This is a genomic window from Sphingobium sp. VMM (assembly GCF_056790315.1).
In genome coordinates, this window is record NZ_JBXGSI010000014.1 from 55,388 (window position 1) to 77,332 (window position 21,945).

20 protein-coding genes and 1 tRNA gene are annotated in these 21,945 nt (G+C 65.8%); 5 read left to right on the plus strand and 16 right to left on the minus strand.

Going from position 1 to position 21,945, the window contains the following annotated elements; genetic code table 11:
* Positions 1-290 precede the first annotated feature (290 nt).
* The 5 genes from ACUCV3_RS17800 (at position 291) to ACUCV3_RS17820 (ending at position 5,105) form a co-directional block, all read left to right on the plus strand.
* Positions 291-737: an Imm30 family immunity protein gene (locus ACUCV3_RS17800; protein WP_279731559.1), complete on the plus strand. Its 447-nt coding sequence runs from the start codon at positions 291-293 to the stop codon at positions 735-737.
* A 117-nt stretch (positions 738-854) separates the two neighbouring features.
* Positions 855-2,003 (plus strand): lycopene beta-cyclase CrtY, encoded by a 1,149-nt coding sequence (gene crtY / locus ACUCV3_RS17805; protein WP_279730643.1) that lies wholly within the window; start codon positions 855-857, stop codon positions 2,001-2,003.
* Positions 2,003-3,484 carry a phytoene desaturase gene (locus tag ACUCV3_RS17810; protein WP_010335595.1) on the plus strand — a complete coding sequence of 494 codons (1,482 nt, stop codon included), beginning with the start codon at positions 2,003-2,005 and terminating at the stop codon, positions 3,482-3,484. The genes crtY and ACUCV3_RS17810 overlap by 1 nt, the downstream gene beginning before the upstream one ends.
* A 31-nt stretch (positions 3,485-3,515) precedes the next feature.
* Entirely contained in the window at positions 3,516-4,097 is a 582-nt protein-coding gene (locus tag ACUCV3_RS17815; RefSeq protein WP_278983596.1) for an LOG family protein, read from the plus strand.
* Between the two features lie 54 nt (positions 4,098-4,151).
* Entirely contained in the window at positions 4,152-5,105 is a 954-nt protein-coding gene (locus tag ACUCV3_RS17820; protein WP_482240942.1) for a phytoene/squalene synthase family protein, read from the plus strand.
* Between the two features lie 434 nt (positions 5,106-5,539).
* Here ACUCV3_RS17820 and ACUCV3_RS17825 read toward each other — a convergent pair whose 3' ends face one another.
* The 16 genes from ACUCV3_RS17825 to ACUCV3_RS17900 form a co-directional block, all read right to left on the minus strand.
* A complete protein-coding gene (locus ACUCV3_RS17825) occupies positions 5,540-6,886 on the minus strand; it encodes an ammonium transporter (RefSeq protein ID WP_279730646.1) in 1,347 nt (448 codons plus the stop codon).
* 14 nt (positions 6,887-6,900) lie between these two features.
* A complete protein-coding gene (locus ACUCV3_RS17830) occupies positions 6,901-7,239 on the minus strand; it encodes a P-II family nitrogen regulator (RefSeq protein ID WP_004209785.1) in 339 nt (112 codons plus the stop codon).
* Positions 7,240-7,395: 156 nt separating this feature from the next.
* A complete protein-coding gene (locus tag ACUCV3_RS17835; RefSeq protein WP_010336942.1) occupies positions 7,396-7,971 on the minus strand; it encodes a DUF924 family protein in 576 nt (191 codons plus the stop codon).
* Between the two features lie 87 nt (positions 7,972-8,058).
* A complete protein-coding gene (gene tldD, locus ACUCV3_RS17840) occupies positions 8,059-9,501 on the minus strand; it encodes a metalloprotease TldD (RefSeq protein ID WP_279730653.1) in 1,443 nt (480 codons plus the stop codon).
* A 56-nt stretch (positions 9,502-9,557) separates the two neighbouring features.
* Positions 9,558-9,785 carry a zinc-finger domain-containing protein gene (locus tag ACUCV3_RS17845; RefSeq protein WP_279730654.1) on the minus strand — a complete coding sequence of 76 codons (228 nt, stop codon included), beginning with the start codon at positions 9,783-9,785 and terminating at the stop codon, positions 9,558-9,560.
* Positions 9,786-9,839: 54 nt separating this feature from the next.
* Positions 9,840-10,019 carry a hypothetical protein gene (locus tag ACUCV3_RS17850; RefSeq protein ID WP_017501515.1) on the minus strand — a complete coding sequence of 60 codons (180 nt, stop codon included), beginning with the start codon at positions 10,017-10,019 and terminating at the stop codon, positions 9,840-9,842.
* Between the two features lie 149 nt (positions 10,020-10,168).
* Positions 10,169-10,244 (minus strand) — tRNA-Val (locus ACUCV3_RS17855).
* 68 nt (positions 10,245-10,312) lie between these two features.
* Positions 10,313-11,302 carry a MarR family transcriptional regulator gene (locus ACUCV3_RS17860; RefSeq protein WP_482240954.1) on the minus strand — a complete coding sequence of 330 codons (990 nt, stop codon included), beginning with the start codon at positions 11,300-11,302 and terminating at the stop codon, positions 10,313-10,315.
* Between the two features lie 220 nt (positions 11,303-11,522).
* On the minus strand, positions 11,523-12,374 hold the full coding sequence (locus ACUCV3_RS17865; RefSeq protein WP_037507221.1) for a D-amino-acid transaminase: 852 nt from the start codon (positions 12,372-12,374) through the stop codon (positions 11,523-11,525).
* Positions 12,375-12,581: 207 nt separating this feature from the next.
* Positions 12,582-14,099, minus strand: a complete 1,518-nt coding sequence (gene rpoN, locus ACUCV3_RS17870; RefSeq protein WP_279730656.1) for an RNA polymerase factor sigma-54 — start codon at positions 14,097-14,099, stop codon at positions 12,582-12,584.
* 45 nt (positions 14,100-14,144) lie between these two features.
* Positions 14,145-14,930, minus strand: coding sequence for an LPS export ABC transporter ATP-binding protein (lptB, locus tag ACUCV3_RS17875; RefSeq protein WP_010336951.1), 786 nt, complete (start codon positions 14,928-14,930; stop codon positions 14,145-14,147).
* 152 nt (positions 14,931-15,082) lie between these two features.
* A complete protein-coding gene (locus ACUCV3_RS17880) occupies positions 15,083-16,717 on the minus strand; it encodes an arylsulfatase (RefSeq protein ID WP_482240943.1) in 1,635 nt (544 codons plus the stop codon).
* Between the two features lie 92 nt (positions 16,718-16,809).
* Entirely contained in the window at positions 16,810-17,748 is a 939-nt protein-coding gene (locus ACUCV3_RS17885; protein ID WP_279730658.1) for a TauD/TfdA dioxygenase family protein, read from the minus strand.
* Between the two features lie 31 nt (positions 17,749-17,779).
* Positions 17,780-19,189: an MFS transporter gene (locus ACUCV3_RS17890; RefSeq protein ID WP_279730660.1), complete on the minus strand. Its 1,410-nt coding sequence runs from the start codon at positions 19,187-19,189 to the stop codon at positions 17,780-17,782.
* Positions 19,190-19,211: 22 nt separating this feature from the next.
* Positions 19,212-21,647 (minus strand): TonB-dependent receptor, encoded by a 2,436-nt coding sequence (locus tag ACUCV3_RS17895; RefSeq protein WP_279730661.1) that lies wholly within the window; start codon positions 21,645-21,647, stop codon positions 19,212-19,214.
* Positions 21,648-21,655: 8 nt separating this feature from the next.
* On the minus strand, positions 21,656-21,814 hold the full coding sequence (locus tag ACUCV3_RS17900; RefSeq protein ID WP_004209804.1) for a hypothetical protein: 159 nt from the start codon (positions 21,812-21,814) through the stop codon (positions 21,656-21,658).
* Positions 21,815-21,945 lie beyond the last annotated feature (131 nt).

Genomic DNA, 21,945 nt, shown 5'->3' on the forward strand with positions numbered 1-21,945 from the left:
GGGTCAGGATAACGCGCCTTCGACGCGACAGGGAGAGGACAACGAGGCAACAGGAAAACGACACTTGCGCGCCGGTCGGGCGACAGCGGCTTGGCGGCGAGGGCTGGAAAGTGGAGCGGGTGTCCATCGCCCAGGGTAGATCAGAGAAAGGCCGGGTAGGAAAGCGGGATGCCGGGTCAGGCCCGGCATGACGGACGGGAGGATGGCAACTGACGACCAAAATCTGCCGCTCGGCATAAATTCTGATCCGGCTAATTGCAGACGTTCACGCAGAAGGCCATGATCTACAAATGCTTGAAGACGACCTGAAACGATTACGTGGACTTTTCGCTGACGGGCAATCGGTTGCCCACACGGATGCTGCGTTGGTTCCAATCGCCGCCGCCCGAAATCCGGCATCGATAAAGCCGCTCTTGCTTATGTTGAATGACGACAGTGAAGACCATGGGATGTGGTCGCTCGTTCACGCCGCAGAACAGTTCGAATGTATGGTCTACATCACCCATTTCATCGAGACCCTTCCCGATCTCGTTATCGCATCACGCCGCTGGGCATCTATCATGATGATGCGTGTGCTCAATTCCGAAGAGTATAAGTTGGAATTGGTGAGGCAACTTCGAGATGCGTCGGTTTCGAGTCGAAGCACGGCCGCCTTAATCTGCGAAGACATTAATCAGACCGATCCGATATTCCTCGCGAAGACAGTGCCGGTCATAATCGCCGCTCGGAATAGCTGAACGACCGCTAGTGCAGTTCTGTGCTTCAAAGCCGACAGTCCGCCTACCACTCATCCCGGACACCCCTGCCTGCCCGTCCGGCTTTTCCTTTGGCGTTGGCGTCGCTAACAGGAGTGAGTGGCTGATCTGGAATGCGATCTTGCGATTATCGGCGGGGGCCTTGCCGGCGGGCTGATCGCGCTTGCCTTTGCCGAGCGGCGACCGGGCACGCGCATCCTGTTGATCGAGCAGGCCGATCATGTCGGCGGCAATCATATCTGGTCCTTCTTCGATGGGGATGTGGATGCGCGCGACCGCTGGCTGGTCGATCCGCTGGTCAGCAGCCGCTGGTCGCAGGGGCATGAAGTGCGCTTTCCCGGCTATCGGCGGCAACTCGACACCCCTTATAACAGCATCGCCTCCCCCCGTTTCGACGCGCATGTGCGGGCGGCGCTGGGCGAACGCCTGCTGACCGGCGCGCGGGTGGCGACGATCGGCCGGCAATTTCTGGTGCTGGAGGACGGGCGGCGGATCAGCGCGCCTGCGATGATCGATGCGCGGGGGGCAGGCGACCTGTCGGCGCTGCGCTGTGGCTGGCAGAAATTCGTCGGGCAGACGCTGCGACTGGCGCAGCCGCACGGGATCGCGCGGCCGGTGATCATGGATGCGACGGTGGCGCAGATCGACGGCTATCGCTTCGTCTATCTGCTGCCGCGCGACGCCTGGACGATCTTTGTCGAGGATACCTATTATAGCGACGGGCCGGCGCTGGACGCGGCAGGGATCGCGGAGCGGATCGCCGCCTATGCGCAGGCGCAGGGTTGGCAGGTGGAGGAAGTTATCCACAGCGAGAGCGGGGTGCTGCCGGTGGTGCATGGCGGCGATTTCGACCGCTACTGGCCGGCCGATGATCCGGTCGCGCGGGCCGGGGTGAAGGCCGGGCTGTTCCAGCCGATGACCGGCTATTCGCTGCCCGATGCGGTGCGATTCGCGACCTGGCTGGTGGAGCAGCCGCTGAAGGGACTGCCGGCGGCAACGCGGACCTATGCTGCGGCGCACTGGAAGAAGGGACTTTATTATCGGCTGCTTGGCCGGATGCTCTTCGGCGCTGCGGTGCCGGACCAGCGCTGGCGCATCTTTGCGCGCTTCTATCGATTGCGGCCGGGGCTGATCCAGCGCTTCTATGCTGGGCGATCGACCATCGCCGATCGCATCCGCATCTTGTGCGGGCGTCCCCCGGTGCGCATAAGGGATGCCATGCACGCATTGCTGAACCCACCCGCCTGATGGAGCGGAAAGCGATTGTCATTGGCGCGGGCTTTGGCGGCCTGGCGCTGGCCATCCGTCTGCAGTCGGCCGGGGTGGCAACCACCCTGATCGAGGCGCGCGACCGCCCCGGTGGCCGCGCCTATATGTGGGAGAAGGACGGCTTTACCTTCGACGCGGGGCCGACGGTCATCACCGATCCGGCCTGCCTGGCCGAATTGTGGCGCCTGTCGGGGAACGACATGGCGCAGGATGTCAGCCTGGTGCCGGTGTCGCCCTTCTACCGGCTCAACTGGCGCGACGGCACCAATTTCGACTATTCCAACGACGAAGTGGCGCTGCGCGCGCAGATCGCCAAGCTCAATCCCGAGGACGTCGCGGGCTATGAGCGGTTCCTCGACTATGCCGACGGCGTCTATGAGGAGGGCTATCGCAAGCTCGGCTCGGTCGCCTTCCTCGACTTCGCCTCGATGGTGCGGGCGGGGCCGAGTCTTGCCAAATATCAGGCCTGGCGATCGGTCTATTCGATCGTGTCGAGCCATGTGAAGGACGAGAAGCTGCGCCAGGCGCTGTCCTTCCACAGCCTGCTGGTCGGCGGCAATCCGATGACCACCAGCGGCATCTATGCCCTGATCCACAAGCTGGAAAAGGATGGCGGCGTGTGGTTCGCCAAGGGCGGCACCAACCGGCTGGTGCAGGGCATGGCGACCCATTTCGAGCGGCTGGGCGGCGTGCTGCGGCTGGGCGACGCGGTGGTCGAGATCGAGACCCATGGCGACCGGGCGGTGGCGGTGCGCACCGCGTCGGGCTGGCGCGGGGAGGCAGACGCGATCGCCAGCAATGGCGATTTGATGCACAGCTATCGCGATCTTCTGGGCCATCACCCGCGCGGGCAGAAGCAGGCGGAAAAGCTGCAGCACAAGAAATGGTCGCCCAGCCTGTTCGTGCTGCATTTCGGCATCAAGGGCAGCTGGCCGGGCATTCCCCACCATATGATCCTGTTCGGCCCGCGCTATGAGGGGCTGCTGACCGATATCTACAGCCATGGCGTGCTGCCGGCGGATTTCTCGCTCTATCTGCATCACCCGACCGTGACCGATCCGTCGATGGCGCCAGAAGGCTATTCGACCTTCTATGCGCTCGCCCCGGTGCCGCACATGGGCAAGCTACCGATCGACTGGGATCGCTTCGCGCCGGCCTATGCCGAGCGTATCCTGGACGAGATCCAGCATCGGCTGATCCCCGACATACGATCGCGCATCGTGACCCAGTTCCATTATGCGCCGAGCGATTTTGGCCGCGACCTCAATGCCCATCTGGGCAGCGGCTTCAGCCTGGAGCCGCTATTGACCCAGAGCGCCTGGTTCCGCGCCCATAATCGCGACGATGTCATTCCCAACCTTTATCTGGTAGGGGCCGGCACCCATCCCGGCGCGGGCATCCCCGGCGTGGTGGGCAGCGCCAAGGCGACCGCGGCGCTGATGCTGCAGGACATGGCTTGAGGAGCGCGCGGCGCTTCGGGACTGGAAGATGATGAAAAGACTGGCTGTTTATTGTGGTTCGGCGACGCCGGCCGACCTCACCTATATCGACGCGGCACGCCATGTCGGCCGCACTTTGGCACAGCGCGGAATCGGCGTCGTCTATGGCGGCGGGCGGCTGGGCCTGATGGGCGCGGTGGCGGATGCGGCGCTGGAAGCGGGCGGCGAGGTGATCGGCGTGATCCCCGAGGCGCTGGTCGGCGCCGAAGTCGCGCATCGCGGCTGCACCGAATTGCACGTGGTGGAGACCATGCACCAGCGCAAGCAGTTCTTCACCGACCTGTCGGACGGTTTCGTCACGATTCCGGGCGGCGTCGGCACGATGGACGAGCTGTGGGAGGCGATCAGCTGGGCGCAGCTGGGCTATCATAACAAGCCGGTCGGCCTGCTCAATGTCGCGGGCTTCTATGACCAGTTGATCGGCTTCAACCGGCAGATGGTGGAAGCCGGCTTCATCCGGCCGCAGCATGCCGGCATCATGATCCATGATGACAGTATCGAAGGGCTGCTGGACCAGATGGCGGCGTATCAGCCGCATGAGACGATCTTCGCGATGAAGGCCGCGCGGCTCTGATCTGATCCTTCATGGTCGGGTGACATTGCCCGCCGGACAGGGCATGTCCCGACCATGGTTTCTGACAGTCTCGATCGCCCCGCCCTGGTCGCCCATGCCCGCGACAGCATTGCGCGGGGCTCGAAGAGCTTTGCCATGGCGTCGAAGCTGTTCGACCCGGTGACGCGCGAGCGGGCCTGGCTGCTCTATGCCTGGTGCCGCAAATGCGACGATATCGCCGACGGGCAGGACCATGGCGGGACGATGCAGGGCGTCGCCGACGGGCAGGCGCGGCTGTCGACGCTGCGGGTGCTGACCGATGCGGCGCTGCGCGGCGAGCCGACCGGCGACCCGGCCTTTGACGGCTTTGGCGTCGTCATGCGCGAATGCGCGATCCCGCACCGCTATGCCCATGACCTGCTGGAGGGGTTTGCGCTCGATGCGCGCGACTGGCGGCCGCGCAGCGAGGCGGACATGCTGCGCTATTGCTATCATGTCGCGGGCGCCGTGGGCTGCATGATGGCGGTGCTGATGGGCGTCGACCCGGAGGATGAGGCGACGCTCGACCGCGCCTGCGACCTGGGCATCGCCTTCCAGCTCGCCAATATCGCCCGCGACATCAGCGAGGATGAACTGGCCGACCGCTGCTACCTGCCGGTCGAATGGCTGGTGGAAATGGACATGCCACCCGGCGAGCATATGAAGCCCTGGCTGCGGCCGCAGCTGGCGATATTGGGCCAGCGGCTGGCCGACATGGCGGCGGCCTATGAGGATAGTGCGCGCCATGGCACCGGCGCGCTGCCGGCGCGGGCGGCCTGGGCAGTGCTGGCGGCGGCCGGCATCTATGGCGACATCGCGCGCGAAGTCGCGCGGCGGGGCGAGCATGCCTGGGACCATCGCGTGGTGACGCCGGGGCGCGAGAAGCTGGGCTGGGTGATCCGCGCGGGCCGACAGGTGCCGGGACGGGCGCGGCGCTGGCCGGCAGGAACGGCGCGGGCTGTGGGGTTGTGGACACGACCGGCTGTTTGATTGGGTTGGGAAAAAGGCATTCCTCCCCGGTGCGGTTCGGCAGCGGCACGCGACTGTGCCGAAGGGGACCGCTCGCGTAGCGAGTGGTGGAGGGGCACAGGTCGGATAGCGCAGCGCTAATAGGCACTTGCCCCTCCGTCAGGCGCTCCGCGCCTGCCGCCTCTCCGTGTCGGGGAGGAACGATCGCTCTTGATCGAAGCCCGACGTCGTCATTGCGAGCGTAGCCAAGCAATCCATCTAGCCATGTTGGATTGCTTGGCTACGCTCGCAATGACGGGAGATGGTTGCTGCCTGCCCTCTCGATTCTACCGACTGCCTGCCCTGTGGATAAAAATAGGGCCGGTACTTTCGTACCGACCCCAAGGCATGTTCGCAGGAGGAACAAGGTGAGGCGGGCGGGCCGTATCCCGGTCGGGCGGCCCGCCCTGCCAATCTCAGTAGTTGTAGGCGCGTTCGCCATGCTCGCCGAGGTCGAGGCCTTCATATTCGACCTCCTGGCTGACCCGCAGGCCGGTGATGGCCTTGGCGATGAAGATGGCGATGGCGGTGCCGATCGAGGCCCAGATGATGGTCACGACGACCGCTTCGATCTGGACGAGCAGCTTGGCGCCGATTTCATAGTCCGCCGCGCCGGGACCGCCGAGGGCCGGCGAGTAGACGATGGCGGTGCCGATGGCGCCGATCATGCCGCCGATGCCGTGGATGCCGAAGGCGTCCAGGCTGTCGTCATAGCCAAGCTTGGGCTTGAGCACGGTGACGGCATAGAAGCAGACGATCGAGGCAATGGCGCCCAGCACGATCGCACCGAACGGACCCGAGTTGCCGGCGGCCGGGGTGACCGCGACGAGGCCGGCGATGACGCCCGAGCAGAAGCCCAGGGCCGACGCCTTGTGGCCGTTGACGCGTTCGATCAGCATCCAGAACAGGCCGCCCGATGCGGTGGCGACGAAGGTGTTGATCATGGCGAGCGCGGCCGAACCATTGGCTTCCAGCGCCGAACCGGCGTTGAAGCCGAACCAGCCGGCCCACAGCAGGCCGGTGCCGACCGCAGTCAGCGTCAGGCTGTGCGGCGCCATCGGTTCCTTGGGATAGCCGATACGCTTGCCCAGGATGATCGCGGCGACCAGCGCCGAGACGCCGGCGTTGATGTGGACCACGGTGCCACCTGCGAAATCAAGCGCGCCGGCCTTGAAGAAATAGCCCGAAGCCGCCCAGACCATGTGCGCGATCGGGAAATAGACGATCGTCAGCCAGACGGCGGCAAACACCATCACAGCCGAGAATTTGATGCGTTCGACCACCGATCCCAGCACCAGCGCGACGGTGATCGCGGCGAAGGTCATCTGGAAGCAGACGAAGACATATTCCGGAATCTCGACGCCGGCGGTGAAGGTCGCGGCCTGCGAAGCGGGCGTGATGCCCTTCAGGAACGCCTTGTCGAAGGTCGAGATGAAGTTGGAGAGGCCGCTGGTATAGTCGGGGCCGAAGGCCATCGAATAGCCGTACATGACCCAGATCAGCATGGCGAGGCAGGCGGCGGCGCCGATCTGCGTCATCACCGACAGCATGTTCTTGCTGCGGGCAAGACCGCCGTAGAACAGGGCGAGGCCGGGCAGGATCATCAGGAAAACGAGGATGGTGGAGGTCATCATCCAGGCAACGTCGCCCTTGTCCACGGTCGCGGCCGGCGCGGCCGCGTCCTGTGCCCAGGCGGGCAGCGCGGCGAACAGCGAAAGGCCAGTGGCCCCCAGCGCGCCGCAGAGTTTCTTCGAAAAGGTCATTATTCCCCCCCTTCTTACAGCGCGGTTTCGCCGGTCTCGCCGGTGCGGATGCGCACGGCCTGGCCGACATCGAGGACGAAGATCTTGCCATCGCCGATCGCGCCCGAATTGGCGGCGGCCTGCGTCGCTTCCACCACGCGCGGCGCGAGGTCGTCGTCGCAGACCACCTCGATCTTGATCTTGGGAACCATGTTGGTGGAATATTCGGCGCCGCGATAGATTTCGGTCTGGCCCTTCTGGCGACCAAAGCCCTTCACTTCGCTGACCGTCATACCGGCGATGCCAAGCGAGGAAAGAGCCTCGCGGACATCGTCAAGCTTGAACGGCTTGATGATAGCCATGACAAGTTTCATGTCGCCCCCTTATTTGGTGTGCGGCGACATACCAGCAAGAGGCGTGCCAATTTGCTAATGACGCATTAACGCGGGATTTCCACTAGGGGAGATTGTTGCGCCGCCGAAAAAATGTGCAGATGCACAGCCATGCCTAAAAAATAGGCATGTTCCCGCCTACCATTGCGATCCTTCGGCGACCGCTGCCGCTTCGGCGGGCAGGGTGGTGCGACCAAGGGCAGCGTTGCGATGGGGGAAACGGCCGAAGCGCGCGATGGTTGCATGATGCTGGCGGGCGAAATCGAGCGACCGGGCGTCGCCGGTCCCTTCGAACAGGGAGAGCGACAGCTCCTGATCGGCCAGATCCTCGCTATGCTGGAACGGCATGTAGAAGAAGAGCCGGCCCGCCCCGCCAATCTGGATGTCATAGCCCAGCGCGATGGCGCCGCGCGCTACCTCACGGGCGATCGGGTCGGTGGCAAAGGCCTGGGCCTGGCCGCGGAACATGTTGCGGGGCAGTTGGTCGAACAGCAGCACCGCGGCCAGCGCATCGTCGGCGCGGTCGAGGAAGCTTTCGGGCGGAAGCGTCCGCTTCTCGCTCCACAGGACGGCGAAGCGGTCGATGCAATGCTGGTCGAGCGCCGGATCATGGCTGTACCAGCCTTCCTCGCCCACCTGGTTGAACCAGAAGTCGAGCAGGGCCGCCGCCCAGTCGGCGGTCACGGCGTCATGGCTGTCGGTCAGCATGTTCATACGCAAAATACGTATCGATCGCCGCCCGGTTCCTCGGCCCATGGCGGCGGCGGGTCGGGTGACCGCGCCGCCATGGAAGGAATGGGGTCAGGCGGCGGTGCCGCCGACGGTCAGGCCATCCATCAGCAGGGTCGGTTGGCCGACGCCGGCCGGCACGCTCTGCCCACCCTTGCCGCACATGCCGATCCCTTCGTCGAGCGCCCAGTCATTGCCGATGCCGATCACCTTGGTCAGCGCGGTCGGGCCGTCGCCGATCAGGGTCGCGCCCTTGATCGGATCGCCGATCTTGCCATTTTCGACCTTATAGGCCTCGGTGCAGGAGAAGACGAACTTGCCCGAGACGATGTCGACCTGGCCGCCGCCGAAGCTCTTGGCAAAGATGCCCGACTTGACGCGCGACAGCAGTTCTTCCGGATTGTCCTGGCCACCCTTGATGAAGGTGTTGGTCATGCGCGGCATCGGCGCATGGGCGTAGGATTCGCGGCGGCCATTGCCGGTCGGTGAGACGCCCATCAGCCGGGCGTTGAGGCGATCCTGCATATAGCCCTTGAGGATGCCGTCCTCGATCAGGATATTTTCCTGGGTCGGCGTGCCTTCGTCATCGATCGAGAGCGAGCCGCGGCGGTCGAGGATGCTGCCATCGTCGACCACGGTGACGCCGGGTGCGGCGACGCGCTGGCCGATGCGGCCGGAAAAGGCGCTGGTGCCCTTGCGATTGAAATCGCCTTCCAGGCCATGGCCGATCGCTTCATGGACCAGTACGCCCGGCCAGCCGGGGCCGAGCAGCACGGTCATTTCGCCGGCAGGCGCGGCGACCGAGCGGAGATTGACCTGCGCCTGGGCCAGCGCCTCGTCGATGGCGCGGTTCCAGATCTTGGGGTCCATCACCTGATCGTAGAGATAGCGGCCGCCAATGCCGAACACGCCGGTTTCGCGCCGGCCATTTTCCTCCAGGATGACCGAGACGTTGAGGCGGACGAGCGGGCGGATGTCGCTGGCGGTGAAGCCGTCGGCGCGGACGATCTCGATCACCGACCAGCTACCGGCCAGGCTGACCGAAACCTGGGCGACGCGCGGGTCACGGGCACGGGCGGCTGCGTCGATCGCGGCGCACAGGGTCACCTTCTCGGCGAAGGGCACCAGTTCCAGCGGATTGGCGTCGGTATAGAGGTGGCGATTGGTGCGCTGGGGCGGCGGGGCGGGCTGGCCCTTGGCCGGATCGAGCAGGGTCAGCGTCTGCGCCGCCTTGGCGATTGCCGCTTCGCTGAGGTCGTTGGCATGGGCAAAGCCGGTCATCTCGCCCGACACGCCGCGCAGGCCGAAGCCCGCATCGGTCGAATAATCGGCGGTCTTGAGCCGGCCGTCGTCAAAGCCGAAGCTCTCGCTGGCGCGATATTGGAGGTACAGCTCGCCATCGTCGCAGGCCCTGAGCGCATCGGCGGTCAGGCGGCGCGCGCCATCGGGATCGAGCAGGCCCGGACGATAGAGCAGGCCGCGGGCATCAGTGAATTGCGAAGCGAGATCGGTCATGCCGCCCGATATAGGCGCGGCATGACGGATGCCCAATGGAAATTTTAGAGGGTGCCTTAGAGACTGGCGCCCGAGGCGATGTCCGGCTTGTTGCCGATCTCGGCATTGTCGGCGACGCCGCCGATCAGCACGAAGCGGCGATCGCAATAGCCGCAATCGACATAGCCATGCTCGTCGATTTCCAGGAAGACGCGCGGATGGCCAAGGGCGGCGGGAATGTCACCCGAACCGTCGCAGGAGACGCGGGACTTGGTGACTCGGATGATTTCGGGCGGCTGGATCATGGGAGGCGGAATTAGCAGCGGTGACGCGGCGCCGCAATATCTGGCAGCGCGCGATTACATCAGCGGGTAGCGGGGCTGGGTGCAGCCGGCGTCGGCGGGGGGCTTTGCCGCGATCCTTGCGCTTGGGGCCTTGGCTTGCCAGTCGGCGCAATTGCCAACCGCCATCACCGCGAAGGGCGACAGCATCAGCAATATCGGCGCGACGGAGCCGCCAAGGAAGAAGCTGATCGGCATGGTGGCGAGGATGCCGCAATCATGCTTGCTGCAGGATGAATGTTACGGGTGCGGATCGGGGCTGGTTTGCGAGGGTCGGCAAGCCCTCGCTGTCGCTCGGGAGTTTTTCGGCCGCCCGTCCCCCGGACGGGCTCTAAAGGCCGCAAAACTGGTGGGCGATGACGGGCTCGAACCGCCGACATTCTCGGTGTAAACGAGACGCTCTACCAACTGAGCTAATCGCCCCCATGGGGTGCGGGCGCTTCTAGATTTTTTTGGGCGCGGGTCAAGCGGCCTTTATCCGATGGGGCAGATCAGTGCGCGCGATAGCGATGGCTGGCGCCGAACCAGCGGATCAACTGGTCAGCCGCGTCGTCGGCGAGCGCGATGAAGATGCGGCGGCCGTCATGCGGATCGGCGCGGCGCTCGACCAGGGCCTTGTCCGTCAATGTCCGAATCCAGCGCAGCGCCGTGGTCGGCGGCACGGCGGAGGCGATGCAGAGGCTGGAGACCGAGACATGGGCCTGTTCCAGCCGGGCGGCGAGCAGGTCGAGCATCATGTCCCAGGCCGGATCGGCGAACAGGTCGCCCGGCAGGAAATCGGCGCGCAGCCGGAGGGCGCGGAGCATGTCGCGGACCTGCGCGGCGGTGACGGAGTCGGTTTCCGGCCTGGTGGCCGCACCGATCGCGGCCATGGCCGGCATGGCGGTATAGCCGCCCTGGCGATCGGCGATGCGGGCGGGCATGTCGAACGCGGGGAGCGTCGGGCGCGGCCGATCGGTCAGGGCCTCGATCGTGCGGGCGAGACGGCTGACTTCCTCGCTCAGCCGCTGCAGCCGATTGCCGTCGCTTTCATGGGTGGCGTCATGCAGATTATGGGGCAGGGCATCGCTGTGCGCGGCGACGAGCAGGGCGGCGGCGATGTCGCCATTGTCGGGACTGCACAGCAACTGGGTCTGCGGGCTGCGCATGCAGGCATAGGCCATGTCGAGCGTCTCGATCCCGGCGAGCAGGACGACCGCCATGCGATTCTGAATCGCGATCGTCTCGACCTGGACGATCAGCCGTTCGAGCAACGGATCAGGCTGGTGGCAGAGCAGCAGCACGACGTCGCAGCCCACCTGCATGTCGAGCCGGGCGGCGGCCTGGCCGAGCGGCACGGTGCCGAGCAGGCGCAGGCCGGCGGCATCGGCCAGCATGGCGGCATCGTCGAACCACTCGTCATCGGCAACGATCAGCAGCCCGCGCCGGTCATCCGGCGCGGCATAGGGGCTATCATGATCGGTCGAGAAGGGATCGGCCATCACCACGCAATCTCCCGTGCCTGTTATGTTCCGCAGCTTAGCCGCTTGCCCACCGGGCGCAGCCGGCGCTGACTCCATAATGGCGCAAATGCACGGGGCTGTCGTGATGGCCGTCACGCGACCACGATATCGGGCGGAGTGCGGAAACGAAAAGGGCGCCGGCTGATGCGGGCGCCCTGTTCTGCCTATTCGATCCGAAATGGAGTCATTTCGTCGCAGGTCAGACCGCGGTGCGGCGGGCAAAGTCGATATAGAGTTCGCGCAGCCGGGTCGCGACCGGGCCGGGGGTGCCGTCACCGACTGGCTGGCCGTCGATCCTGACGATCGAGAGGCAGAAGGTCGAGGCGCTGGTCATGAAGGCTTCCTTGGCAGCGAGCGCTTCGGCGAGGGTGAAGGGGCGGCGGATGACGGCGATGCCGCTTTCTTCCGCAAGGGCCGTCAGCGCCGCGCCGGTGCAACCGGCCAGCACCGACTGGCTGTAGGGGCGGGTGACGATGCCTTCGTCGGTGACGATGAAGGCGGTGGAGGAGGCGCCTTCGGTGATGAAGCCGTCCTCGATCATCCAGGCTTCCTGCGCGCCGGCTTCCTTGGCCGCCATCTTGGCCATCGCCTGGGCGAGCAGGCCCACGCTCTTGATGTCGCGCCGCGCCCAGCGCAGGTCGGCCATGGTGGCGACCGCGACGCCGGTCCTGGCGGCGGGCACATCGAGGAAGGTCTTGTCCTGGACGAACATGAACAGGGTCGGCTGCAGCCCGGCCGGCGGGATGAAGTCGCGGGTGACATCGGCGCCGCGGGTGATCTGGAGATAGACCAGTCCTTCGCCAAGGCCGTTATGGGCGACCAGCGCCTTCTGCGCCGCCTCGATCTCGTCCAGGGTCAGCGGCAGGGTGATGCCGATTTCGGTGCAGGAACGTTCCAGCCGGGCGAGATGGCTGGCGCTGTCGACCAGCCGGCCATCGATCACGGCCGCCACTTCATAAATGCCGTCGGCGAACAGGAAGCCGCGATCGAGCGGGGAGATGCGGACGTCTTCGAGCGGCAGAAACTGGCCGTTGAGATAGGCGACGGACATGGCGGCGGGCGATCCTTGGTCTGGTGATTTACGCCGCCGCTTTTGCCGCCGCGGCGGCCGGGGTCAAGGCAGCGAAATAGGATTTGCGGCGCTTAACTTCGCATATTTCCCGCACATCGTGACATTATCTTGCGCTGGCCTGATCCTATCGGAAAGTCAGGGGATGGCAGCGCCGATGATAGGGGAAAGGCCCGCTGTAGGACAGGTTCAGGCGGCCTTGCCCTTGAGCGCCTTTTGCCGGCGGCGCTGGACCGAGGAGCCGATGCCCATGGATTCGCGATATTTGGCGACGGTGCGGCGGGCGATGTCCATGCCCTTGGCGCGCAGCAGGTCCACCAATGTATCGTCGGAGAGGATGGCATGGGCCTCCTCCGCGCCGATCAGTGCCTTGATATGGCTCTTCACCGCCTCGGCCGAGACGGCGCCGTCGCCATCCGCCGCCGCGACGCCGCTGGTGAAGAAATATTTGAGTTCATAGAGGCCGCGCGGGCAGGAGAGATATTTGTTCGAGGTGACGCGGCTGACGGTCGATTCATGCATCTCGATCGCGTCGGCGACCGCGCGCAGGGTCAGGGGCTTCAAATAGGCGACGCCGTTGCGGAAGAAATCCTCCTGCTGGCGGACGATCTCGCTCGCCACCTTGATGATCGTCTTCTGCCGCTGGTCGAGCGCCTTTACCAGCCAGTTGGCGCTGGCGAGGCAGTCGGCCAGCCAGGCCTTGCTCGCCTTGTCCTGCGGGCCGCCGGCCAGTTCGACATAATAGGTGCGATTGACCAGCACGCGCGGCAGGGTGGCGCTGTTGACCTCTATGCCCCATCCCTCGCGGGTGCGGCTGACGAACAGGTCGGGCGTGACCGGCGTCGCGCTGTCGCTGGCGAAGCGCAGGCCGGGCTTGGGATCATAGCCGCGCAGTTCGCGGATCATGTCGGCGAGATCCTCCTCATCCACGCCGCAGATGCGGCGCAGCTGGGGCAGGGCGCCCTTGGCCAGCAGGTCGAGATTGGCGAGCAGCCGCTGGATGCAGGGATCGTAGCGGTTCGCCTCCTTCGCCTGAAGGGCGAGGCATTCGGCGAGCGAGCGGGCGCCCACGCCGGTGGGATCGAAGCTGTGGATAACTTCGAGCACGGCCTCGACCGTGAAGAGCGGCACGCCCAGGCCATGGGCGGTCTGGAGCAGATTGGCCTCCAGATAGCCCGCCTCGCTGATCTGGCCGATCAACTGGGTGGCGATCAGCAGGTCCATGCCCGACAGCGTACTGCGGGCCTGGTCCATCAGATGTTCCTGCAGGCTGGGCGCAGCATTGGCGAAACTGTCGAAATCGACCGCTTCGCCCGAACCGCTGCCGCCGCCGAGCATGTCGAGCGAGCCTGAGCCGCTGCCCGCGGCCATGCGGTCGGCCGGGCCATCGTCGATGAAGGTTTCCGCGCCATGATCGACGTCGAGCGGACTGTCGGCGCCGCCCAGGCCCTGGGCGATCAGATCGTCGCTGGCGCCGGTTTCTGCGGCCAGGGTCGGCGCCTCCACCTCGCGGTCGACGCCGCTGCCGTCCCGGCCGCCGTCATCGGCGGCACCCTGTTCGAGCAGCGGGTTCTTTTCCAGTTCGCCCGCGACGAACGCCTCGATCTCCAGATTGGACAGCGCCAGCAGCTTGATCGCCTGCTGGAGCTGCGGCGTCATCACCAGAGACTGGCTCTGGCGGATGTCGAGGCGTGGCCCGAGCGCCATCAGCCGGGCCGTCCTGCATCAGCGAGGGGGCGCCGGCCGATCATGTCAGAGCTGGAAATTCTCGCCCAGATAGAGGCGGCGAACATCGGGATGGGCGACCAGTTCGGTCGGGCTGCCGGCGAACAGCACCTGGCCGCTGTAGATGATGCAGGCGCGGTCGACGATTTCCAGCGTCTCACGCACATTATGGTCGGTGATGAGGACGCCGATGCCGCGCGTCTTGAGCTGCTTCACCAGGTCGCGAATGTCGGCGATCGACAGCGGATCGATGCCGGCGAAGGGCTCGTCCAGCAGCACGATCGAGGGATCGGCGGCCAGCGCGCGGGCGATTTCGCAGCGACGCCGTTCACCACCCGACAGCGCCATGGCGGCGGAATCGCGCAAACGGGTCAGGCCGAATTCGTCGAGCAGCTGTTCCAGCTTCTCGGCACGGGCGGCCTTGTTGGGTTCGGCCATTTCCAGCACGGCGCCGATATTCTGTTCGACCGTCAGGCCGCGGAAGATCGAGGTTTCCTGCGGCAGATAGCCCAGGCCCAGGATCGCGCGGCGATACATGGGCAGGCCGGTAATATCCTGGCCGTCGAGGATGATGCGGCCCTGATCGGGACGGACGAGGCCCATGACCGAATAGAAGCAGGTCGTCTTGCCCGCGCCATTGGGGCCGAGCAGGCCGACGACCTCGCCCTTGCCCACGGTCAGCGACACGTCGGACAGGACGACGCGCTTGTCATAGCTTTTCGCGATCGAGATGACGGACAGGCCCTCGCCCACTTCCTGCGGAGCGAGCGGTCGCGCGGAGGCGGCCCTGTCCTGGATCGTCACATCGTCCATCACTTCAATCCTTGTGCCGCCAAATCGGGGTGCGGCGGACATGGGTCCGCCCGCGGCAATTGGCAAGCTTTGTGCATGGGATCGCCGCCGGAGCAAGGGGAAAATGCGATGGAGAAGAGGGGGATGGGTGCGCCATTCCCCTGATGCGCGGGTTATTCCACCATGATGCGCGGGTTGGGCAGGACGACGCCGACATCGCTGGCATAGGCATCCCACGCCTTTTCCAGCGCCGCCCGGCGCGCCGGTTCGCGGGCGGACAGGTCCGTGGTTTCGCCCGGATCGGCGGCGATGTTGAACAGATGCCATTGGCCATCGCCGGCATCGGTGATCTTCCAGTCGCCCTGACGCAATGCGCGCGAGCCGAACAATTCGGTGCCGATCGCTTCGCTGGCGGGATGCACCGTCTGCGCCGTGCCGGCGAGCCAGGGCGCCCAGCTGGTGCCGCGGATCGGCTGGATGGTGCGGCCCTGGAACGTGCCCTTGGGCGGGGCGATGCCGGCGAGGTCGATCAGGGTGGGGGCGACGTCCATGACATTGAGATAGTCATGGGCGATGCTGCCGGGCTTCTTTACCGCTGGTCCGGAGAGGAAGGCGGTGGTGCGGGTGCCACCCTCGGTCGCGAACGCCTTGTAGAGCCAGGAGGGGGTGGTTGCCGCCTGCGCCCAGCCGGGGCCATAGCTGATATAGCTGCTGTCCTTGCCGAGATTGTCATAGCTGTTGTCGGCCGCCTCGGCGCGGGCGCGGAAGCGGGGATTCCTGGCATGGACCAGGTCCATCCCCTCGGCGCCATTGTCGGCGAGGAAGAGGATGACGGTATTGTCATACTCCCCGCTGGCCTTGAGCGCATCGATCACCCGGCCGACATTCTGGTCGAGCCGGTCGACCATCGCGGCATAGATTTCCATCGTGCGCGACGCGGTCTTCTTCTCGTCCGGGGTCAGCTCTGCCCAGGGCTTGCTGTTTTCGAGGGGGTGCTGGGCGGCGCTGGCCGGGACCAGGCCGAGGGCGATTTGCTTCTTCAGCCGCTCGGCGCGCAGCGCTTCATAGCCCGCCTCATAGCGGCCCTTATATTTGGCGATGGTTTCGGCCGGGGCCTGTAGCGGCCAGTGCGGTGCGGTGAAGGCGAGATAGGCGAAGAAGGGCTTGTCGTCCTTCGTCGTCTTGATCTGGTCGATCAGCTTGGTGGTGAAGGCGTCGGAGGAATAATAATCGCGTGGCAGGCTGTCGAGCGTGCGGCCATCCTCGCGATAGGTCGTGAAGCCGGGCTTGGGCGTGGCCGAAATGTCGGTGCCATAATGATTGCCCGCCCCCTGCAGCAGCGCGAAGCTGTGCTGGAACCCGCGGGCATGGGGATCCTGCTCGGGCGTGAGGCCGAGATGCCATTTGCCCGAAAAGAGGGTGCGATAGCCGCCGGCGGTCAGGACTTCGGGCAGGGCGGCGATGTCGGTGCGCAGATAGCCTTCATGACCGGGCTTGCCGACCTGATTGGGGGCCTGCATTTCCGCCATGGTGCCAAGGCCGGCGCGATGATTATCGGTGCCCGACAACAGCATCGAGCGGGTCGGCGAGCAGGTCGGCGCGGTGTGGAAGCCGGTGAGGCGCACGCCCGACAAAGCGAGCCGGTCGAGATTGGGTGTGGATATCTCGCTGCCAAAGGCGCCGAGATCGGAATAGCCCAGGTCGTCGGCGACGATCACCAGGAAATTGGGACGCTTTTCCTGCGCCGCCGCGGGCGTGGTGAGGGCGGTGGCCAGCGCCAGGCTGGCAAGGACAGTGCGGAGCTTCATGGGGTCTTCCGTGAAAAGGGGCCGCGTCCGAAAGGAACGCGGCCCAGTGTGCCGAAGGTCAGGGTCAGGGTAAGGGGGTGAGCAAGCCCTGCTCAGGCGGCTTCGGCAATCTTGCCATCTTCCTTCTTGATGATGCGGCTGTTGCGGCCGTCGATCGAGACGGGGACGGTGCCGGCGATGGTGGCGCGGCGCAGCTGGCGATGCTGGGTGCCGAAATCGGCGATGGCGCGATGCTGGGTGGCGCGATTGTCCCAGATGGCGACGTCGCCCGGCTGCCAGCGCCAGCGCACGGTATTTTCCGGCCGGGTCACGGCATCCTGGAAGGTGGCGAACAGGCGCTGGCTGTCGGCCTGGCTGAGGCCGACGAATTGCTTGAAGAAATGGCCCAGGATCAGCGAGCGCTCGCCGCTTTCGGGATGGACATGGACCAGCGGATGTTCGGTTTCATAGACGGTCGAGGCGAAGACTTCGCGATAGCGCTTCACCGCTTCCTCGTTCGCATTGGTGACGACCGAGGCATAGTCATAGAGGTTGGAATGGACCGCCCACAGGCTGTTGGCGAGCTGGCGCAGCGGTTCGGGCAGTTCCTCATAGGCGGCCGCCGTATTGGCCCAGAGCGTGTCGCCGCCCGCCTGCGGGATGACGATGGCGCGCAGGATTGAGGATTCGGGATAGGCGGGGACGAAGGTGACGTCGGTGTGCCAGCTCGATGCTGCGCGGCCTTCCTTCGAATCCAGTTCCAGCAGATATTTGGAGCCGGGCACGACCGGGACGGTCGGGTGGGCGACGGGCTTGCCGAACCGTTCGGCAAAGGCTTCCTGGCCGGCATCGTCGAGATGATGCTGGGCGCGGAAGAAGATCACCTTGTGGCGGACGAGGGCGGCGCGGATCGCGGCGATGGTGGCGTCGTCAAGGTCGCCGCCCAGCGCAACGCCGCGAATCTCCGCGCCGATGCGGCCGGCGACGGGAACGATATCGAGCGGACCGTCGGCATCGGCGGCGTTGAGGAAGCTCTGGGTCAGGATGGTCATGGCAGGTCTCCTTGAATTTATGCGTGGACGGTCAGGCGGGGATCGCGTCGCGCTGGTCGAGGGCGCGGCGGATTTCGGCATGGGCGGCTTCGTCGAGCGGGAAGCGCCAGATGATGAGGGTGGCGATGATGTGGGCCAGGGCCGGGCCGAGGGCGAAGACGGTCTTCAGTCCTTCGAGCGCGGCCGGGCTGTTGTGCGGGCCGGCGGCAAAACCGAGCCAGGCGATGAGCGGCAGGGCAATGCCGATGCCGATCGCCGGGCCGAGCTTGGCCGAGAGGGCGAAGACCGAGAAGAAGAGGCCGGTGCGGTCATGGCCGGTGCGCAGTCGATGGGCGTCGGCCACATCGGCGACCATGGCGCGCAGCATGAGGTTGCCCGAGCCCTGGGTCAGCCCCTGGGCAATGGTGAGGGCGAGCAGCAGCGGCAGGCCGCCGGGGAAGACGAAGAGCAGGCCGATATTGATCGCCGCCTGGGCGATTTCGCCGCTGATCGCCGCCTGGCGCTTGCCGATGCGGGTGCCGATGCGCAGCCAGATCGGTGCGGCGGCGACGCCGAAGATGAACTGGAGCAGATAGAGGCCGCTCGCCCAGGCGGGCAGGCCCATATACCAGACGGCGAAGAAGACGATCAGGCTGGCGCGGATCGACTGGCCGGCGGTGACCACCGCGTCGGAGGCGAGGACGCGCAGCAGCAGCCGGTCGGAGAAGATGACGCTGGTGGCGCGCCAGAAGCTCTGGCGGACCGGCGGGGTGGCGGGCACCGGCGGTTCGGGCACGGAAAAGAGGGTGAGGGCGAGGCTGGGGATCAGGGTGGCGATGATGAAGCCGCCGACCAGCTGGAGCTTCAGCGTGCCATTGCCCGGTTCGACCTGATCGAGGATGGTCGGCAGCACCAGCACGGCGAGCAGGCCGATGGCGCGCAGCAGCGCCTGATAGCTGACGACGCGGGTGCGGCCATGATAATGGCGCGACAGCTCGCCGGCCCAGGCGGAGGCCGGTATCTCGATCATCGACCAGCCGAGGTAGAAGAAGAAGAGGGCGGCGCCGAGATAGGCGGGCGTCACCAGCGCGGCGGGCGGGAAGAAGAGCAGCGCCGAGGACAGGCCGAACAGCAGGCCGCCGGCCGCGATCCACGGGCGGCGCCGGCCAAAACGGCTGCGGGTACGGTCGCTGAGCGCGCCGACCAGCGGATCGGCGCTGACGTCCCAGATGCGGCCCAGCAGGAAGATGAAGCCGATGGTCGCGAGCGAGAGGCCGAACTGGGTGGCGTAGAGCTGGGGCACGAACAGGGCGAGCGGCAGGCCGGCGCCGGCGATCGGCACCGCGATCGAGGCGAAGCCGGTGAGGCGCAGGCGCGAGGGCTCCCCCTCCCCGACGCGGGCGGGTTCCGGCCGGGTGATGCTCCGGTCATCCAGATAGTCTGCGTAGGGAAGGGTAGCCATGATCTTGCCTCCGGATTGGGGGTCAGAATTTGCTGCGCAGGGTGACGCCGATGGTGCGGGGATCGCCGACGGTGGCGGTGACGAGGCCGGTGTTCGCGACCGAGAGCGTGTCGACATAATCCTTGTCGAACAGGTTCTTGGCCCAGAGCGACAGGTCGATCAGGCCATCGTCCAGCCGCACGCCGATGCGGGCATTGGCGACGCCGTAGCTGGGCACCAGCGAGTAGCGGCTGTCCGACACGGCGGTGTAGTAGGAGGAGCGCCAGCTATAGTCGGCGCGGCCATAGAATTGCGCGTCGCCCCATTTGGTGGTGCCGAGCGGAATGGCGAAGTCGCCGCCCGCGCTCCACGACCATTCGGGCACGCCCGACAGCGGCTTGCCGCTAAGGTCGGTCACGGCCGAGCCGCCGGTGGTCGGGTTCAGCGCCTCGACCGGGGTCGGGCCATTCTTGAAGTCGACATAATAGGCGTCGGTGTAAGCGAGCGACGCGTTCAGATTGACGTAACGGCTGAGCGCCAGCGCACCGTCCAGCTCGAAGCCGCGCGCGCGCGCCTCGGGAATGTTGGTGATATAATTGCGGGTGCTGTTGGTGCCGACAATCTGTTCGGTGATCGCGGTCTGGTAATCGAAGATGTTGGTCCAGAAGGCGGCGGCGTTGAGCGTTGCCTTGCCGCCCCAGAACTGGCTCTTCACGCCGGCTTCGTAATTGTCGACCTTCTCGCCGCCGACATCGGGGCTGACCCCGGCCGGGATGTTGGTGAGGTTGAGGCCGCCCGACTTGTTGCCGCGCGAATAGGTGGCATAGACCAGCAGGTCCGGCGTTACCTTGTAGGACAAGGTGGCCAGGCCCGAGAGGCTGTTGTCGGTGAAGCCGGTCGAGTAACTGGTGACGGGGTTGAGGCTGTTGCGCAGCGCGATCGCGGCGGTGCGCTGGGCCGCGGTCAGGCTGGAAAGATCATTCCCCTCCGCCCACCACTGGCTGTAGCTGCCCTGCTTCTTCTCGTGCGTGTAGCGCAGGCCGAGCGTCAGCGAGAGGCTGTCGGGGATGATGGCGTAGCTGGCCTGGCCGAACAGCGCGGCGCTCTTGGTTTCCGGATTGGAGCTGGAGCGGGCGACGAAGCCGTTGACAGCCGCATTGCTGACCACCGGATCGGCATTGGGGAAGAGCCAGAGCGGCGCGTCCACGCCATAGCCGGCGGCGCCCGAGCCGTTGATGATCTGCCAGAAATAATAGGCGCCCAGCACATAGGAGAGGCGGGTGTCGCCATTGGAGGCGACGCGAAATTCCTGGCTGAACTGGCGCTGGTTATTTTCCTGATGGTTGAGCGTGTTGACCGAGAGCGAGGTGGCGTCGCTATCGTTGCGCGGATACCAGTTCCAGGCGCGATAAGCGGTGATGGAGCTGAGCGTGACCGGGCCGACATCCCAGTCGGCCTTGCCCGAAATACCCCACTGATTCATGTTCGCCTGGAACTGGCCGTCGACATCGACCTTGCGGGCGAAGGGATCGGTGGCGAGCGGCGTGTAACCGGCGCGGGCGGCGCGGATCGCGAAATTGTTCGCGATCGTGTTGCCGTCATCATAGGTGGTGAAGACGGTGCTGGGCAGGCGGACGCAGCAATTGAGCGTCTGCTTGGCATAGTCACCGATCAGGCGCAGGCTGAAGCCCTCACCCTGGGTCAGCAGCAGCTGGCCGCGCGCGGTGAAATTGTCGTAATCGTGAATTTTCTTGCCGTTATGGACATTGGTCAGGAAACCATCGCGATGGGTGTCGGCAATGCTGACGCGCACTGCTGCCCAGTCGGTGAGGCCACCGGTGACCGAGCCGCGCACCTGATGGAAGCCATAATCGCCCAGCGTCGCTTCCACCTGGCCGCCAAAATCGAAGCTCGGCTGGCGGGTGGTGATGTTGATCGCGCCCGCGGTGGTGTTCTTGCCGAACAAGGTGCCCTGCGGCCCGCGCAGCACCTCGATCCGTTCGAGGTCGACCAGATCGAACTGGCTGGCGCCGACGCGGCCATAATAGACATCGTCGATATAGACGCCGACGCCATTTTCGAGACCGTCATTGGTCAGGGCGACGTTGGAGCCGAGGCCGCGGATGTTGATGTTGGTGTTGCGGGGGTTGAAGCTGAACAGCTGGAGGCTGGGCGCGACCTGTTGCACGGCGGCGAGCGTATAGTCGCCGCGCTGTTCGACCAGATCGCCGCTGACGACTGAGAGGGCGACCGGCACGTCCTGCGCCTTTTCGGCGCGGCGGCGGGCGGTGACCAGGATGGGCGCGCCATAATCGCCTTCATCCAGGGCGGCTTCGGGCGCCGGGGCAGGCGCGGCGGCGGCGGGTTCGTCGGCAGCATGAGCGGCGCTCGGCAACAGGCCGATGGCGACGCCGGTGAGCAGCAGGCGACGGAGGGACAGGCCGTGCCGGGGTCGGCTGGGCGCGAGGACTTGGGACATGAAGAGGCTTACTCCCTGAATTTCTTGTCTGTTCTGCTTGTGGGCTGCGGACGCAGGGCATCGTCGCGCACGGCATTCAGGCCGTAGAGCGCGGCGGCCGCCTGGAGCAGCGACACGGAATAGGCTGGGTGCGGCGACGCGCGTCGGCCGCGAGCTTCCACGGGCATGCGATCCCCCTTTCCCGCACGACGCATCGGCGGAGGACGGGCGGATGGAGGCGCGCTGACAAGCAGCGCGCTGCGTGGCGGGCGTCAGGCCCTAGATTTCAGATGGATGGCACATCGTTTCATTCCCCGTT

Coding starts and splice junctions, on each gene's coding strand:
- ACUCV3_RS17800 (WP_279731559.1), top strand. CDS start 291: ATGCTTGAAGACGACCTGAAACGATTACGTGGACTTTTCGCTGACGGG.
- ACUCV3_RS17810 (WP_010335595.1), top strand. CDS start 2,003: ATGGAGCGGAAAGCGATTGTCATTGGCGCGGGCTTTGGCGGCCTGGCG.
- ACUCV3_RS17815 (WP_278983596.1), top strand. CDS start 3,516: ATGAAAAGACTGGCTGTTTATTGTGGTTCGGCGACGCCGGCCGACCTC.
- ACUCV3_RS17820 (WP_482240942.1), top strand. CDS start 4,152: ATGGTTTCTGACAGTCTCGATCGCCCCGCCCTGGTCGCCCATGCCCGC.
- ACUCV3_RS17825 (WP_279730646.1), bottom strand. CDS start 6,886: ATGACCTTTTCGAAGAAACTCTGCGGCGCGCTGGGGGCCACTGGCCTT.
- ACUCV3_RS17830 (WP_004209785.1), bottom strand. CDS start 7,239: ATGAAACTTGTCATGGCTATCATCAAGCCGTTCAAGCTTGACGATGTC.
- ACUCV3_RS17835 (WP_010336942.1), bottom strand. CDS start 7,971: ATGAACATGCTGACCGACAGCCATGACGCCGTGACCGCCGACTGGGCG.
- tldD (WP_279730653.1), bottom strand. CDS start 9,501: ATGACCGATCTCGCTTCGCAATTCACTGATGCCCGCGGCCTGCTCTAT.
- ACUCV3_RS17845 (WP_279730654.1), bottom strand. CDS start 9,785: ATGATCCAGCCGCCCGAAATCATCCGAGTCACCAAGTCCCGCGTCTCC.
- ACUCV3_RS17850 (WP_017501515.1), bottom strand. CDS start 10,019: ATGCCGATCAGCTTCTTCCTTGGCGGCTCCGTCGCGCCGATATTGCTG.
- ACUCV3_RS17860 (WP_482240954.1), bottom strand. CDS start 11,302: ATGGCCGATCCCTTCTCGACCGATCATGATAGCCCCTATGCCGCGCCG.
- ACUCV3_RS17865 (WP_037507221.1), bottom strand. CDS start 12,374: ATGTCCGTCGCCTATCTCAACGGCCAGTTTCTGCCGCTCGAAGACGTC.
- rpoN (WP_279730656.1), bottom strand. CDS start 14,099: ATGGCGCTCGGGCCACGCCTCGACATCCGCCAGAGCCAGTCTCTGGTG.
- lptB (WP_010336951.1), bottom strand. CDS start 14,930: ATGGACGATGTGACGATCCAGGACAGGGCCGCCTCCGCGCGACCGCTC.
- ACUCV3_RS17880 (WP_482240943.1), bottom strand. CDS start 16,717: ATGAAGCTCCGCACTGTCCTTGCCAGCCTGGCGCTGGCCACCGCCCTC.
- ACUCV3_RS17885 (WP_279730658.1), bottom strand. CDS start 17,748: ATGACCATCCTGACCCAGAGCTTCCTCAACGCCGCCGATGCCGACGGT.
- ACUCV3_RS17890 (WP_279730660.1), bottom strand. CDS start 19,189: ATGGCTACCCTTCCCTACGCAGACTATCTGGATGACCGGAGCATCACC.
- ACUCV3_RS17895 (WP_279730661.1), bottom strand. CDS start 21,647: ATGTCCCAAGTCCTCGCGCCCAGCCGACCCCGGCACGGCCTGTCCCTC.
- ACUCV3_RS17900 (WP_004209804.1), bottom strand. CDS start 21,814: ATGCCCGTGGAAGCTCGCGGCCGACGCGCGTCGCCGCACCCAGCCTAT.